8 protein-coding genes are annotated in these 15,998 nt (G+C 42.8%); all 8 read left to right on the top strand.

The window, feature by feature from the left end:
• Nucleotides 1–365 precede the first annotated feature (365 nt).
• From HLV59_RS17850 to HLV59_RS17815, 8 genes are read left to right on the top strand one after another with little or no spacing between them, the layout of a single operon-like run.
• Nucleotides 366–2,255 carry a fatty acyl-AMP ligase gene (locus HLV59_RS17850; RefSeq protein ID WP_171430484.1) on the top strand — a complete coding sequence of 630 codons (1,890 nt, stop codon included), beginning with the start codon at nucleotides 366–368 and terminating at the stop codon, nucleotides 2,253–2,255.
• Nucleotides 2,256–2,305: 50 nt separating this feature from the next.
• On the top strand, nucleotides 2,306–4,081 hold the full coding sequence (locus HLV59_RS17845; RefSeq protein WP_171430683.1) for an acyl-CoA dehydrogenase: 1,776 nt from the start codon (nucleotides 2,306–2,308) through the stop codon (nucleotides 4,079–4,081).
• Complete coding sequence (locus HLV59_RS17840) at nucleotides 4,078–4,338, top strand: acyl carrier protein (RefSeq protein ID WP_031947088.1); 261 nt, start codon at nucleotides 4,078–4,080, stop codon at nucleotides 4,336–4,338. The genes HLV59_RS17845 and HLV59_RS17840 overlap by 4 nt, the downstream gene beginning before the upstream one ends.
• Entirely contained in the window at nucleotides 4,335–8,294 is a 3,960-nt protein-coding gene (locus HLV59_RS17835; protein WP_171430483.1) for a non-ribosomal peptide synthetase, read from the top strand. Before HLV59_RS17840 ends, HLV59_RS17835 begins: the two co-directional genes overlap by 4 nt.
• A gap of 24 nt (nucleotides 8,295–8,318) precedes the next feature.
• Nucleotides 8,319–12,044, top strand: a complete 3,726-nt coding sequence (locus HLV59_RS17830) for an outer membrane lipoprotein-sorting protein (protein WP_171430482.1) — start codon at nucleotides 8,319–8,321, stop codon at nucleotides 12,042–12,044.
• Nucleotides 12,041–13,315, top strand: coding sequence for a porin (locus HLV59_RS17825; RefSeq protein ID WP_171430481.1), 1,275 nt, complete (start codon nucleotides 12,041–12,043; stop codon nucleotides 13,313–13,315). The genes HLV59_RS17830 and HLV59_RS17825 overlap by 4 nt, the downstream gene beginning before the upstream one ends.
• Before the next feature lie 54 nt (nucleotides 13,316–13,369).
• On the top strand, nucleotides 13,370–15,235 hold the full coding sequence (locus HLV59_RS17820; RefSeq protein ID WP_171430480.1) for an alpha/beta fold hydrolase: 1,866 nt from the start codon (nucleotides 13,370–13,372) through the stop codon (nucleotides 15,233–15,235).
• The gene (locus tag HLV59_RS17815) at nucleotides 15,228–15,989 is read left to right on the top strand and encodes a 4'-phosphopantetheinyl transferase family protein (RefSeq protein WP_031947093.1); all 762 of its coding nucleotides are present in this window, start codon (nucleotides 15,228–15,230) and stop codon (nucleotides 15,987–15,989) included. The genes HLV59_RS17820 and HLV59_RS17815 overlap by 8 nt, the downstream gene beginning before the upstream one ends.
• Nucleotides 15,990–15,998: the final 9 nt, after the last annotated feature.

The raw sequence follows: 15,998 nt of genomic DNA, 5'->3' as shown, positions 1-15,998 counted from the left end.
TATTTCAATATTAAAATTAATATAAAATAATGTGTTTCTCCATTTAATATCTTGGTGGAAACTTTTAGAGTTTGTTGAATATCGTTGAAATACAAGACAAAATTAGCTTTGTGTCTAATTCAATTGGTTGAATTTAAAATATAAAAATAATTTTTGAAAATTCTTAGATGTCTTAATTTTTAATAAATAAAAAAGCAACCTGTAAACCCTTACAGGTGTAATAATAAATATTTGAACTTAAAATATAATGTGAATTTGTATTTTAAATAAAAAATTATATTCATTTTTATTAAAAGCCCTGAAGAGAAATGTAATTTCTAAGTTAGTGAGTTTTAAGGGTGCATTATAATTAATCGGAGTAAGTTATGGCTGTAATGGATACGGATAATATCATTGCAACATTGGAATCCCACGCAAATTTAAATGGAAGTAAGCTTGCTTTCGAATATTTAGGGCGTCAAACGGGTGGTATTCAGTCTCTTACATATAAAGATTTGAATGCGCGGGTTCAACATCAAGCTCAAGTATTAATGAATCTCGTAGACAGCGGTGATCGTGCTGTGTTGTTGTTCGAGCCTGGGCTAGATTTTATTGTATCGTTCTTTGCCTGTCTAAAAGCCAAAATTATCGCAGTACCAGTCAGTTTGCCGTTTAATCGTAATGGTTTTTCTAATATTTTGAATATTATGAATGACTGTGAGCCAAAGATAGTACTCACAACCAAAAAGATTCTTGAGATCTCAGGCCTGATCACCTTAAAAGCGCAAAATGAAAGTTTAATATTGCATGCCGTTGATGCCAAATTGCAACGTGACTTGGTAGAAAAAGATTTCCCGCATATTGATGAAGAAGATGTTTGCTTCCTTCAATACACTTCGGGGTCAACAGGATGGCCTAAAGGAGTAATCGTTACCCATAAAAATATTATGGCAAATGAAGTCATGATTGCTGAAGCTTTTGGTACACAACCTCAAGATATTGGTTTTACATGGCTACCTGTTTATCACGATATGGGACTGATTGGCTCAGTTTTACAAAGTGTTTATGTGGGTCTGACTTGCTATGTCATGTCACCGCTAGACTTTATTCGTAAACCCCTAAAATGGCTGCAATTTATCAGTGAAAAAGGTGTAACGATTACTGGTGGGCCAAACTTTGCCTATGAATTATGTCTGCATCGCATTTCTGATGAGCAGGCGGCATCACTTGATCTGAGTCGTTTACGTGTGTTGTTCAATGGTGCTGAGCCAATTAAGGCTCACGTCATGCAACGCTTCATGGAGAAGTTTAATACCCAGTCCAAACTGAGAATAGATAGTTTCTTGCCATGTTATGGCTTGGCTGAAGTTACGCTCTTGGTCAGCGGTGTGACTGGTCCTCTCCATGCAATTTCAATTGATCGTGACAAGTTAAATGCGAATTTGGTGGAAGCCAGCCAAGATCAGACCGCTGTGCAAGTGGTGAGCTGTGGCAAGATCTCACCATATATTGATTGCCGTATTGTTAATCCTCATACCCATAAAGAAGTAGCGGCCCATGAAGCCGGTGAAATCTGGTTAGCCGGTGAGAGCGTTACAGCAGGTTACTGGCAGAAGCCAGAGGTCAATCAAGAAACCTTTGCGGCAACGATCATTAATGATGTGGGTGAGCCGAGTCAAGTGCATTACTTGAGAACTGGCGATATGGGTTTTGTCAAAGACGGAGATCTATATGTGACTGGCCGCCTTAAGGATGTAATTATCATCCGTGGCAAAAACTATTACCCACAAGATATCGAGTGCTCTGTCGAAACGGCGCATCCTGCTGTTCGTAAAGGCTGTGTTGCAGCAGTAAATGTTGCTGATTCTGAGGGTGTTACGGTTGTACTTGAGATCAAGAAGAGGTCACTTGATAAGACTCTCAATTTTGAAGCCATCAGAACTCAGGTCAAGGAACAAGTGACAGCTGATATTGGCTTACCTGTCGACAGTGTCTATTTGCTGCATCAAGGCCGAATTAACAAAACTACTAGCGGCAAAATCAGAAGAAGAAAAATTAAAGAGCAGATCGAACGTGGTCAATTGGTTTGTTTAACCCATCCAAACCGTAGAACGGTGATTGCTCGAAACTATGTCAAAAACGGCTTAGAAGTCATCCGTGATCGTGAGCAGCGGGGGCAACTGATTCGTTATAGCTCCAATCTACTCAACTCAATGATCAAGGAACGTGAAGTACGCACGCTGATTTTTAATCGCCTGAAAAGTGCTTTGTTTTAACCCTTACCCTCTAATCATTTGAGTGAAAATCCATGTCACTTACGTCCAATTTGCGGCAGTTTCAATCTGCTGCTCGTCTGGAGCAAATTTTAGGCTCCGTACACGATACTAATAACGATTTTTCTTGGTCTGCTGCTATCGAGCGTGATGAGAAGGAGCAATATCCTCAGCGTGCTGTTGATTTTCTGAATGCTGTGGGGATGAACCGCTTCTATGTACCTTCAGAGCTCGGTGGTCGCATGGAAATTGGGGAAGAGTTGCTGTATCTGCATCGTGTGTTGGCACGACGTGATCTAACAATCAATTCGACCTATAGCACGAATGCATGGTCTGTAATCGTATGGATCGGTGGTAATGCTAATCAATGCCAAAACATTGCTAGTCGAATTTTAAGTGGTGCCGCACCAGCGCTGGCTTATAGTGAGAAAGCGCATGGTGCCGATCTGTTATCTAGTGAAGTGACTGCACAAGCTACCGAGAGCAAGTATGTTTTAAATGGTGAAAAATGGTCAATTAATCGCGCCACTTTAGGAGACTCTTTAAGTCTGATCGCTAAAACATCGAACGAACGTGGACCACGTAGTTTGAGCGCATTCTGGCTTGATAAGCGTCATATGGCTTCTAAAGGAACATATAGTCTGAACCGCCTGCCAACAGTGGGCATGCGTGGTTTAGATATTAGTGGTATTGGCTTTAACAACGCTGAAATTCACAAAGATGCTTTGATCGGTGAAGAAGGCCAAGGGTTGGAACTTGGACTCAAAACTCTACAGGTAACGCGTGCATATTGCAGTAGTTTTTCGCTGGGAGCCGGCGATACGATGCTACGTATTGCGACCGAGTTCGCGATCGAACGCGAGTTATATAACAAAAAAGTGATTAGCATTCCTTTGGTGCGTGAGCAACTCGCTACAGCATATGCCTATTTGTTAGCGGCTGAGGTGTTATCACTCGTTGGTGCACGTGGATTACACGTTTGTATTAATCAGTTCAGTACATGGTCACCAATCGTCAAAGTACTGGTGCCTGAATATGTAGAGTCACTTGCCAAGATCACGTCTTCAGTACTTGGGTCACGTTTCTTCTTAAGAAATGCTTATGCTGATGGAATGTATCAGAAAGCATTCAGAGACCATCTGATTGTTAGTGTTTTTGACGGTAGTAGCACCGTCTGTCTAGACAGTCTGAGTTTTCAGCTCAAATCTGCCAATAAAGGTCGTAGCAAAAAAGCTGACCATCTTAACCAAGCCGAAGCTAAAGCACGCTATCGCCAGTTGTATGACTTACAAGTGGAGACAGACGCTATTGATTTCCGTGAACTTGAGATTTTCAACCGTGATGGTGACTTAGTGATGGAGTCGCTGGGGACGATCATCGAGATGCTCAATGATTCCGAGGCCACCGTGGGGTTGTCTGCTGAAACGCTATCCACACTACGTGAGCGTGTAGACCAGCTTATGGTTGAACAGCGTACATTAGATCAAAAAATTCAGGATTACTTTTCAAATTCTGAGCAAAGCAAAGAGTTTGAAACGTTGCGTTTTAGTCTCGCCCGAGGCTACGCCGAGCTGTTTGCCCGCATTGCTGTGCTGGGTTTCTGGGTCTTTAACCGCCCTAGTCTAAGACCTGTTTTACAGGATGGATCATGGCTGATCATTTTCCTAAATACTGCTGAAGGGCAGACATCTCCTCCTATCACGTCATTACGTGAAAACACATTGGTAGATTTACTAGACCGAATTTCAACCAACCATATGTTATCTGTCATCGATTTTGCATTGGCACCACGTGATGCCAAACCGGTTAAAAAGGAGATTACCCCATGAATAAAGATAAGGCTTACTGGAGCGCAACTATTCGTACGTTAGTGGCCAAAGAAATGCGTGTAGAGCCTGAGACGATTGATCTAGAGCAAAAATTTACCAGTTATGGTCTTGATTCGATCGTTGCTTTGTCTGTGTCTGGGGACTTAGAAGATCTGACAAAACTGGAACTTGAGCCGACACTGCTATGGGATTATCCAACAATCAATGCGTTGGCTGAATATCTGGTTTCTGAGTTGCAACAGGGAGTTGCTTCATGAATAACATAGCAAGCCTAGAACCAAAAATTCTGTCGCGTCATGCGATTTCTGCAGAACAGCTTGGTATTTGGTATATCCAGCGTCTTGAGCCAACTTGCAGTGCCTACAATATGGTGGTGGCTTTTGATGTGAAGGTCAACCAGCCATTAGGCAACAAGCCGATGGAGATTTTGGAAGCAGTGTTACATGATTATCCGTTACTACGTGTAAGCATGCCTGCCAATGATCAGGGCATCGAGCAAATCATCTGGGATCGTGTATATCCTAATATCATTCTCTCTGATGCTCGTCATGTTGAAGCTTCTGATTTGACGAAATTAGTCGAACAGGATACCAAGCAACCATTTGACCTAACTCAGCCACCGTTGTGGCGTATTCATTGTTATGAGCGCGGTCAGAATCACTATGTGATTGCAGTTGTGATTCATCATGCCTTAATGGATTTCTGGTCGATTGGTCTGTTGCTGCGCGATGTCTGCAAGCGTTTTGGACTGGTAACAGACTCAAATGTAGTGAACGGAATCGAGTTCGCTCAATATGCAGATAAGCAGAAGAGCAACGTGATCGGTGATGCTGATGAAAGCTTACTGTTTTGGAAAAATGCGTTAAAGCATGCTCCACATGTGCATAGCATTCCACTTGATTACCCACGTCCAGCTGTGCAACAACATAAAGGTAGCTCGGTAATTTTCCGTGTACCTGAGTCAGTATCGTCTGGTCTTGTAAACTTAGCGAAAGATTATGAAATTACCTTGTTCGGTCTTGTATTATCGGGCTTCTATATCCTGCTGAACAAACTATCGAATGAAAATAATCTAGTCGTTGCCACAGCAGTAGCAGGTCGACTTGAACGCTCTTTGCGCAATGCACTAGGGCAGTTTGTCAATACAATTGCTCTTAACATAGACATCGATGCTGATCAGACTTTACGTCAATTTACACAACAGGTGCAGGAACAATTAAAACAGAGTCTTAAACATCAAAAAGTTGCTTTTTCCAGAGTGGTTGAAGCTGTTTCACCAAAGCGTGATGGCAGTATCAACCCATTAGCTCAGGTTGGAATGTTCTGGGAACGTCTAGGTGGTTTGGATGAGTTTAAAGAATTACTCTTACCAATCCAGAATCCAGCTACTTTAGCTGGTCAAGACCTTACGCTAGCAGGCTTTCCGGTTCGCCAACAAGAAGGCCAACTAGATATTATGCTAGAAATGGGGGGTGAATATCAGGGTGAATTGGTTGGTGTACTGAAATACAACTCTGAAATATTTTCTGCGGAGTCTGCCGAGAATATGGTGCAACTACTGCAAGTTGTACTATCGGAAATGGTGGCTCATCCTGAACGTAAGATTGTTGAGTTAGATATCGCACCTGATTATGCGAATGGTATTCAGCTAGGCTATCTACGTGGTCAGGTGACTGACTATCCTCGACATGATCTACTGGGAATGATTCTAAAGCAGATCGATGAGCGTGGTCACAATCATGCTATGACCTCTATAGATCATGCTGTCAGCTATCATGAGTTAGGCCAGCATATCGCTGGGATTGCTGAATATTTACGTGCACATGGTATTACCAAGGGGGATCGTGTAGGTCTGATGGTAGACCGCACTGTGCTATTGCCCGCAGCAGTCCTCGGAATCTGGGCGGCAGGAGCAGCATATGTACCGTTGGATCCTAGTTTCCCAAGAGAACGTCTGCATAACATCGTAGAAGATGCTGAACCTAAAGTCATCTTGACCCAAACTGACTTGATGGATGCTCTTACAGTCTCTGTACCACGTCTAGATATCAATCAAGCTGGTGTTGTGCCCCTTGAGCAAGTACGTGAGACGCTTGCCTTTGGTGATACCGCTTATGTGATGTACACCTCGGGCTCGACAGGTAAGCCTAAAGGCGTGCGTATTGGGCATCCTTCAATAGCTAATTTCTTGTTGTCTGTGAACGATAGGCTGCAAGCAACTGCTGATATGCAGTTATTAGCCATCACTACTTATGCATTTGATATTTCGGTTGTTGAACTATTGATTCCGCTGATGTACGGCGGTGTGGTGCATGTGTGCCCACGTGAGATATCTCTAGATGGTAACCTGCTGGTTGAGTATATGCAGGCGAAGTCAATCAATGTTATGCAGGCAACGCCGTCCTCTTGGAAAATGCTCTTGGACAGTGAGTGGAAAGGTATCCCATATCTAACTGCACTTAGCGGAGGCGAAGCGCTAGATCCTGTACTCGCAGAAAAACTGCTGGGCAAAGTCAGCTGTCTTTGGAATGTCTATGGTCCGACCGAGACGACTGTGTGGTCCAGTGCAGCCCACATCACCGATGCCAAATATATTGATTTAGGCGAACCAATGGCGAACACCCAGCTTTATGTTCTTGATGAACAGCAGCGATTGGTTCCACGAGGCGTTATGGGGGAGCTGTGGATTGGAGGCGATGGTCTTGCAGTCGATTACTGGCATCGACCTGAGTTGACAGATGCACAATTTAGAACTTTACCATCCCTACCAAATGCTGGTCGACTCTATCGCACTGGAGATAAAGTCTGTCTGCGAATGGATGGACGTTTGACTCATCACGGACGTCTGGATTTTCAGGTCAAAATCCGTGGATTCCGTATTGAGCTAGGCGAAATTGAGAATGTCCTCAAACAGATCGATGGTATTACAGATGCCGTAGTCTTGGTTAAGACCACAGCCGACAACGATCAGAAGCTGGTGGTTTATGTGACTGGACATGACATTGAAATGGCTGGTTTAAAAAAGACTCTGCAAATCCATCTTCCGGCTTATATGGTGCCAAGTACGTTTATCCGATTGGATGAGTTTCCAATGACGGCTAACAATAAGTTAGATCGTAAAGCATTCCCTGAGCCAGTGTTTGAGCAGAGCAACGATTATGTTGCTCCACGCGATTCGATTGAAATCGAGTTATGTACTACCTTTGAGCAGATTTTGTCAGTCAAGCGAGTTGGTATACATGATGATTTCTTTGAATTAGGTGGGCATTCATTACTGGCTGTGAAACTTGTCAATCATCTCAAGAAGGTATTTGGTACCGAATTATCAGTTGCTTTACTTGCACAGTACTCAACTGTTGAGAGTTTGGGGGAGATCATCCGTGAAAATAAAGAAATCAAACCTTCAATCGTAATCGAACTGCGCCGCGGAACTTATGAACAGCCGCTATGGCTCTTCCATCCGATTGGTGGCAGTACCTTCTGTTATATGGAACTCTCGCGTCATCTCAACCCGAACCGTACTTTACGTGCTATTCAATCTCCTGGTCTGATTGAAGCAGATGCTGCTGAAGTGGCGATTGAAGAAATGGCGACACTCTATATTGCTGAAATGCAAAAGATGCAGCCTCAAGGGCCTTATTTCCTCGGTGGTTGGTGTTTTGGCGGTGCGATTGCATACGAGATCAGTCGTCAGTTGCGTCAAATGGGGCAGCAGGTCACAGGGATCGTCATGATCGATACTCGTGCTCCAATTCCAGAGAATGTGCCTGAAGATGCTGATGATGCCATGCTTTTGTCTTGGTTTGCTCGTGATTTGGCTGTGCCTTATGGCAAAAAGCTGACGATATCAGCGCAATACTTGCGTGAATTGAGCCCAGATCACATGTTTGATCATGTGCTTAAAGAAGCTAAGGCCATCAATGTCATACCTCTGGATGCTAACCCATCAGATTTCCGACTTTACTTTGATACCTATTTGGCGAATGGCGTCGCACTACAGACCTATTTCCCAGAGCCTGAAGATTTTCCAATCCTCTTGGTTAAAGCCAAAGATGAGTCTGAAGATTTTGGGGAAAGTCTCGGCTGGGATCATTTGATCAAAGATACGCTTACACAAGTGGATCTACCTGGTGACCATTCATCGATTATGTTCGCTGAGAATGTTGCGGCTGTGGCCAAGACAATTGATCAGATGTATCCAATTCCTGCATAAAAAATATAAGAAGGTAGAACCACTATGGTGACCATAGAACATGCTTTCCTCATACCGGCCGAGATTGATAAGGTTTTTAAATATCTTGCAAACCCGGGCAATGATGCAAGCTGGCAATTGTCATGTAAGCATTCAGAGCTACTCGACACTACTCCGCGTGTGGGCAGTAAGTATGAACTCAATTTGAGCTTTGCTAGTCGAGTGTTGGCCTTTAAAGGTGAAATTACACATCTGGTACCGAACGAATTGTATGCCTTCCAAGTGTTAGAAGGACCGTTTTATTACAAAGGTACTTATCGCTTCAAACCGCATCCAGAAGGTACATGGATTGAATGGTTGTTTGAGGCAGAGCCGGGCGGCTTTTTTGGTGTATTTCCTAATGCACTGCTAAAAAAAATGGTTCTTGCCCAGTTCAAGAAAGATCTTGCTAATCTTCAGGCGCTGGCTCAGAAGGGTGGAACCTATGAGGCAGTGAGTACGCAAACGCAAGAGATTGAAGAGCCATCGGTAGAGGTCAAAAAAACATCGCAGGAGATAGAAGAACCATCGCCAGAGATCAAAAAACCATTACAGGAGATCGAAAAACCACTTCAAAAGACTCATCTGGTGATGGAGCAATATGCGCGTTGGATTCTCAGACATCGCCGTATTGTACTGACAGTGGTCATGCTCTTGACGATTGCCTTGGCATACCTTGCATCTGGCGTAAAAATTATTATTGATCCAGGCGCACTTGCACCGAATGGGCATCCTTATATCACCTCGACTAAGTTGATCGAAAAAAAATTCGGCTCCAAGTATATGGTCGTGATCGGTATTACACCGAAGCAAGGTGATATTTATCAGCCGCAAGTGTTGGAAAAAGTCAAACGTATTACCGAAGAAGTGGACAACGCCCCCGGCGTTGTTCGGTCCACTATGATGAGTTTGGCTGCACGTCAAGCGAAAGGAATCATGGCTAATTCGGAAGGGTTCGATGCCAAGAAATTATTGCCGACCAGTTCTGTAACTCAGGATGATATCGATCAACTGAAAAAAGTGTTGGCAATGAATCCAACTTATATGAATTCGGTGGTGTCCAAAGATCAAAGAACTGCTGCGATTTTGCTTGAGCTTGAGGAAAGTCCAGAGGGCTTCCAGAAGATGATGGCTCCGATCAACAAAATTGTAGAAAGCGAACAATCTAAAGATATGACGCTCAGTGTCGGTGGTAATCCTGTCTATCTAGATAAAGCTGAAGATTATTCTAAACGTATCAATATTTTGTTCCCAATTGCTGTACTGGTGATTGGATTGTTGCACTTTGAAGCATTCCGCAGTAAGCAGGGTTTGATTCTGCCACTCGTTACAGCTTTACTTGCTGTGGCATGGGGTATGGGTATGATGGGGCTGTTCAAACAGCCGATGGATATCTTTAACTCGCCTACACCAATTCTGATTCTCGCCATTGCAGCAGGGCACGCCGTGCAGTTGCTCAAGCGTTACTATGAAGATTTTGATCGTCTGATTGCCCAAGGTATGGAGCCTAAAGCTGCCAATAGCGAAGCCGTGGTGCAGTCTATGGTTCGTGTTGGTCCAGTTATGGTGCTGGCTGGCGGTATTGCGGCGGCTGGATTCTTCTCTTTGTTGACATTCAATATCCCAACTATCCGTTCATTCGGTATTTTTACTGGAATTGGGATCACCAGCACGCTGATCATTGAGATGACTTTTATTCCGGCACTGCGCTCAATGTTGCCACCGCCTTCGGTTACCAAGGTCAAACGCAAAGGGCTACCGATCTGGGATTGGATTCCAAATCGTATTGGCGATGCCATTTTGTCAGTTCGTCCACGAATGATATTAATGACTGCAATTGCGACAATTGGTGTCTTTCTTGCGATCGGCACTAGCCGTATTGTGGTAGATAACGATAGTCGGAATTTCTTCTCTCGTGATCTTCCGATGCAGCAGGATGACAGGTTCTTGAATCAGTCACTTGGTGGCACAAACAGCCTTTATATTATGGTCGATACGAAGGTTCGTGACGGTATTGAAAACCCAGAGATCCTAAAAGCGATTGATAATACAGAGAAGTTCGCGAATTCAATTCCAGAGGTTGGTAAAACCATCTCTATTGTGGACTATATCAAAAGAATGAATCAGGCAATGAATGCCGATCAGCCACAGGCATTTCAGGTTCCTGCAACCAAAGATGTTGTTGCTCAATATCTGCTGTTGTATTCAATGTCTGGTGAGCCGACTGATTTTGAATCCTACATTGATACGACTCAACGCTATGCCAAGATCATGATTCTTATGAAAACGGGCAGCAACCACCGTATCAAAGAAATCCTTGAGTCGCTAAAAACGTATATGGCGGCTCAATTGGGTGACAAGGCTGTAGTGAGTTTTGGTGGTGACGTGACGCAAACCATTGCTTTGACTGAAACAATGGTTCACGGCAAACTCATGAACATTCTACAAATTTCATTTGCCGTATTCTTTATTTCAGCACTGGTCTTCCGTTCGATTTCAGCTGGACTGATTGTTCTGACACCACTTTTGTTCTCAATTCTTGCCATCTTTGGCGTGATGGGCTGGCTCGATATTCCACTTAATATTCCGAATTCCCTTATCTCAGCCATGGCTGTGGGTATCGGTGCGGATTACGCAATTTACTTCCTCTATCGTTTGCGTGAAATCTTGCACGAAGAAGGGGGCGATATCAAAGATGCTATTCGTAAAACCTTAAGTACTGCGGGTAAGGCCTCTCTTTTTGTCGCGACTGCGGTTGCTGGTGGGTATGGCGTATTGTCCTTATCGCAGGGCTTTCACGTACATCAATGGCTAGCGATGTTTATTGTGATTGCAATGCTTTTCAGTGTGTTTGCAACCTTAATTATGGTACCTGTAATGATTCTAATATTAAAACCTCGTTTCATCTTTTCCTCAAATAAGAAGAGCATTCCTGTTGCACAAACTGTCGTGACAAGCCTTTTGTTGGGTATGGCACTCACTTTTTCATTGCCTAAAACATCTCATGCAGACGAAGTTCAAGACATTGTTAATCGTAGTGATGATGCCTCTAAGTTCTTGTCTTCAAGTGCTAGCGCCAAATTTATTTTGACTTCTAAAAATGGTGAGCAACGCGTACGTTTGACTAAAAATATGACCAAGCTAGCTGGAAACACTCAGAACAATATGCGTTTGACCGAGTTCATCTCGCCTGCAGATGTACAAGGCACCACGACGCTATTGATTGAGAACTCAAAAGGCAGTGATAGCATGTTTGTCTATTTGCCTGCATTGAAAAAAGTACGCCGTCTTGCATCAGCGAATAAGGGCGATGCTTTTATTGGTACGGACTTTAGTTATGGTGATGTCCTTGGCTATAAGCTAAGCGACTGGAAGTACACGAAACTTGCAGATGGCAAATTTAATGGCAAAGATTGTTACATGATCGAAGCAACACCAATCAATAATACGGTGAAAAGTGACTTTGGTTATAGCAAACGTCGCATGTGCATACTCAAAGACAACTTTGTTACAGCAACCATCGATATCTGGGATACAGCAGGCAAACCGTTAAAGCATATTGAGTTCACGGATATCCGTCCTTACGGCAAAGTGAAACCAAGATGGCAGGCCATGAAATCTATGGCGAAAAATCTGCAAACTCAGCATATGACACAAGTTATCGTCAATGATTTTGTCGCAGAAAAAACCTTATCGGATAAGCTTTTCTCACCGCAGAGTCTTGAAAAATGACGCAAGGTGCCTATTGGGTATTTGCATGCTGCAGTAGCTTTATGCTACTGCAGCATGCTTATGCAGATGACAGCGAAATTAGTTTTGTGAGCCAGAACTCAGCCAGACTCGATGTATGGTCATCAGATCGTGATTTAAGTTCGTTAAAAAACATTGGACAAGCAAGTTTCTGGTCCAATGGTACGCTCAAGTTTAATCCAGAGTTTAAGATCCATTACGACATAAATATTGGAGACGAAACGGACCATACTGTAAATCCAGATCATACAAGCAAGGTGAATCGTAACTTACGTGAGTTATACGCCTCATATAACTGGGATCAGACGTTTTATCTCGACATTGGTCGCCAGATTGTAGTCTGGGGGCGAGCTGATGGAATTAATCCAACGGATAATCTATCGCCACGCGACTATACGCGGTTGGTGCCAGATGATACAGATCAGCGTCTTGGAAATGATGCTCTCAAATTGACGTATATTCCTGAATCGGGGACCAATAAATGGACAGCATTGTGGTATCCGCGTAGTCGTTCAGATGTGATTCCATTGCGTCAGATTGCTGGTGTTCAATATGACATAGACCGTAAGAGCCGCCCTGCATTTGCAATGCGCTGGGATTATTCCGTAGATGGTCTAGATATTGGTGCATCATATTTCTCGGGTTTGGACCATACGCCCGATTTGTCAGTTCTTTCAGCATCTCCAATAGGACAGGCAACATTACAACTGAAAAATAATCCTATGTCTGTCTATGGATTTGATTTCAGTTATAACCATAACGATATCGTGTGGCGTGGTGAAGCGGCATATACGCACACTGACTCAGAAGGTAGGGCCGATCTTACACACAAAAAAAATAATCTGACCGTGGTCATGGGACCGGAATGGTCATTGAAGAATTCTACGCTGAGTTTGGTCGGCGTGTACAAACATACGGAGGATTTCAGATCTGCCGATAGCATAATAAATCCAGCATTGAGAACAGTTTATCGTTATCAGCAAACGATTAGTGGTCAGTATGAGCAGGATCAGTATGGAGCTATGCTGCGCTATGCACTTAATCTATTGAATGACAATCTAAAGTTGGAAGTAACAGGCTTTTATTTTGCACCACAGCCTAATGAGATGTTGAGAGTCCGTATTAATTACAATCTCAATGATCACTGGCAATTGAATGCGGGTGGAGATCGCTTCTGGGGCAGAAATGACACGGTGTTTGGACAATTTAGAGATAACAGTTTGGTTTATGCGCAGGTTCGATATAACTTTTAAGATAATTCGCTCCAAAACAATGCTGGAGTTTGCAGTCCCTAATTAAGGTGATTTATGAATAATTTAAATAATGCAAAAAAAGATAATTTTTCACGGAAGACCATATTAGTAACAGGTGCAGCAGGTTTTATTGGCAGTAGATTGATCGTTGAACTTTTGCGTGAAGGTCATCAGGTGATTGCTGCACTACGCAATGCGGCAACTAAGAAAGACAAGCTATTAGGTTTCATTGCAACACAAGGGCTAGCCGATCCAGCGATTTCTTTTGTTGAATATGACTTAAGTCATGACTTTAAGTTGGACTCTCTACTATCCGATGCTCAAACAAAGATCCATGTTGTTTATCATCTTGCAGCATCATTTAATTGGGGCATTAGCAAAGCTGAAGCTCAGCGAACCAATGTCAAATCAGGACTAGCTCTGATTGAATGGGCTGCGACATTGAAGCAGCTTGAGCGATTTATCTGGATCGGTGGATATCGAGTCGCTACTCCGCCCAAAGAGTCGGCTGATGATTTGTATTATAAATACGGCGGTTACGAAGCTTCGAAAATTTTAGGGCATCAAGCTTTTATTGAGAAATGTAAGCGTTTAAATGTGCCATGGACTGCAATAAATCCAGCGACAGTCATTGATGGTTTCTATACTTATGGCGATATGCAATATATTGGTATTGCCGAAATGATTGATAAGTTATATCAAGGGCGTTTGCTGGCGCTGCCTGGTGGGAGTGATACATTCCTGCCACTCTGCAATATGCAATATATCGTGAGCTTTCTCATTCGAACGATATCTTTTCCTGAGACCATTGCTCAGGAGTATGTGTTGCTTGATCCTGCGACACCTAAATGTCATCATCTAGTGAACCTAGCTGCTGAGCACTTAGGAGTTAGCGCACCACATTTGCAAATACCTAAAGTTCTGCTCGAGAAATTACCTGAGGTATTGCTTGGTGGCTCAAAAGAGCAGCTCGCTTTCATTTCTAATGAAAACTATCATGTCGCTGAGACAGAAAAGATGGCTGTTAGGATGGGGATCGCAGACCTAATCAATACCAGTCTTTATTTTTCTCGTTGGATTGATCGTCTGGTGCTTACACGCTTTGGCCGTATGCAAGCATCAACACCTAGCTATTTTAGCTATCAGAATCGATATTGGACAGAAATCTATACTAAACAACAAGTTGGTTCAGAAAAATCTTCTGCATTATTTTTACACGGTATTCCATTCGATAGCACATGTTGGTCCCCAATCATCAATAAAATTACATATGATCAGGTCGCTATGATGGACTTACCCGGACTTGGGCGTTCAGGTAGTTATGAGGTGATGGAGGATAACAATCATCATTTTATTGACACTGCTGCAAAGCTTTTAGCACCAAATAGTGTTGTTATTGCTCACTCGTTAGGATGTCTCTTTGCATTAAACCTTGCAAAAAAATATCCAAATAAAGTTGCACGTCTTATCCTTATATCGCCTTATTTCGTGCAGGCACAGGCCGCAAAAATATTTCAAATACAAACCCTCTCTAATCTGATTTTCCGTTTTGTATCGAAAGATAGGATTGCTAAAAATCTGCACCCGGATGGGCAAAAAAATCTATCTATTGGTTATGCGATGGATTCATTACGTCGAGTGTTGGTAGCTAAGCATATTAGTGAGTATATGTACCGCATTAACGTACCAGGTCAGCGTGTAATGCAAACGGCTTTACTCAACGAGCTTCAATCTAAAGTCGAGATTATTGTGGGAGAGAATGACCCAATAGTTACGTCAATAAATCCTAATATCCCTGTACAGGTGATCACTGGTGCAGGTCATAATCCACACGTTACACATGTAGAAGCGGTTTATGATTATCTCACACCAGTTCTAACCAAATATATCAGCACCACAGTACAGCTCAGTGATGTCTGATATTTCCAAAGTACAGGTTTATGTCTGCCCAGTTTCACGGGTGCCACAAGACCACTTAATATTGAGTCATTATCTCAGCTTTCTCAATGCGGCAGAAAAGTTGAGATATGATCAATATCATCCTCATGCTGCACGTCTTTTCTTGATCTCTCGTGTGTTAACGAAGTCTGTTTTAGCAGATAAGTTGGGTATCTCACCCCATGAGGTCAACATTCAATTACAACCTAATGGCAAACCTTTTGTACAAGGTAACAAAGCTGTTTATTTTAATCTTAGTCACTCAGCAGACGTTATTGTTCTTGCTATAACTGAGGAAGGGGACATAGGAGTTGATGTTGAACAACTGGATTGTGAGTTCGATTGGATGCGGGTCGATAGCGTGTTAGCGCCAACTGAAATTGAATGGATTCAGGAAAATGAAAGGGTTGATCCATCCAGTGTATATCAACGGTTTTTTCAAATATGGACCTTAAAGGAAGCCTATATTAAATGCACTGGCGAAGGAATGAGCCGTCATTTAAAGAAACTCAACTTTCATGTGTTAGCTGAACATATAGAGTTTCTCGATTCGACTCGTGATATTCAAAAGACAGAAGAATATTATTTCCAAAGTTATATCTATGATTATAACTTTATCTTTTCAATCTGTTTACAGCAGCGTCTTGCCCAAGAAAGATTTGATCTGGATTGTTTTCAATTAGTGCCGTGTATATCTATACATCAAATAACGCCAGTACCCTGCAAATATAACTAGATTACCTCG

This window comes from Acinetobacter lactucae (assembly GCF_013122135.1).
GTDB classification, from domain to species: Bacteria; Pseudomonadota; Gammaproteobacteria; order Pseudomonadales; family Moraxellaceae; genus Acinetobacter; species Acinetobacter lactucae.
This window is presented reverse-complemented; position numbering and strand designations above follow the sequence as displayed.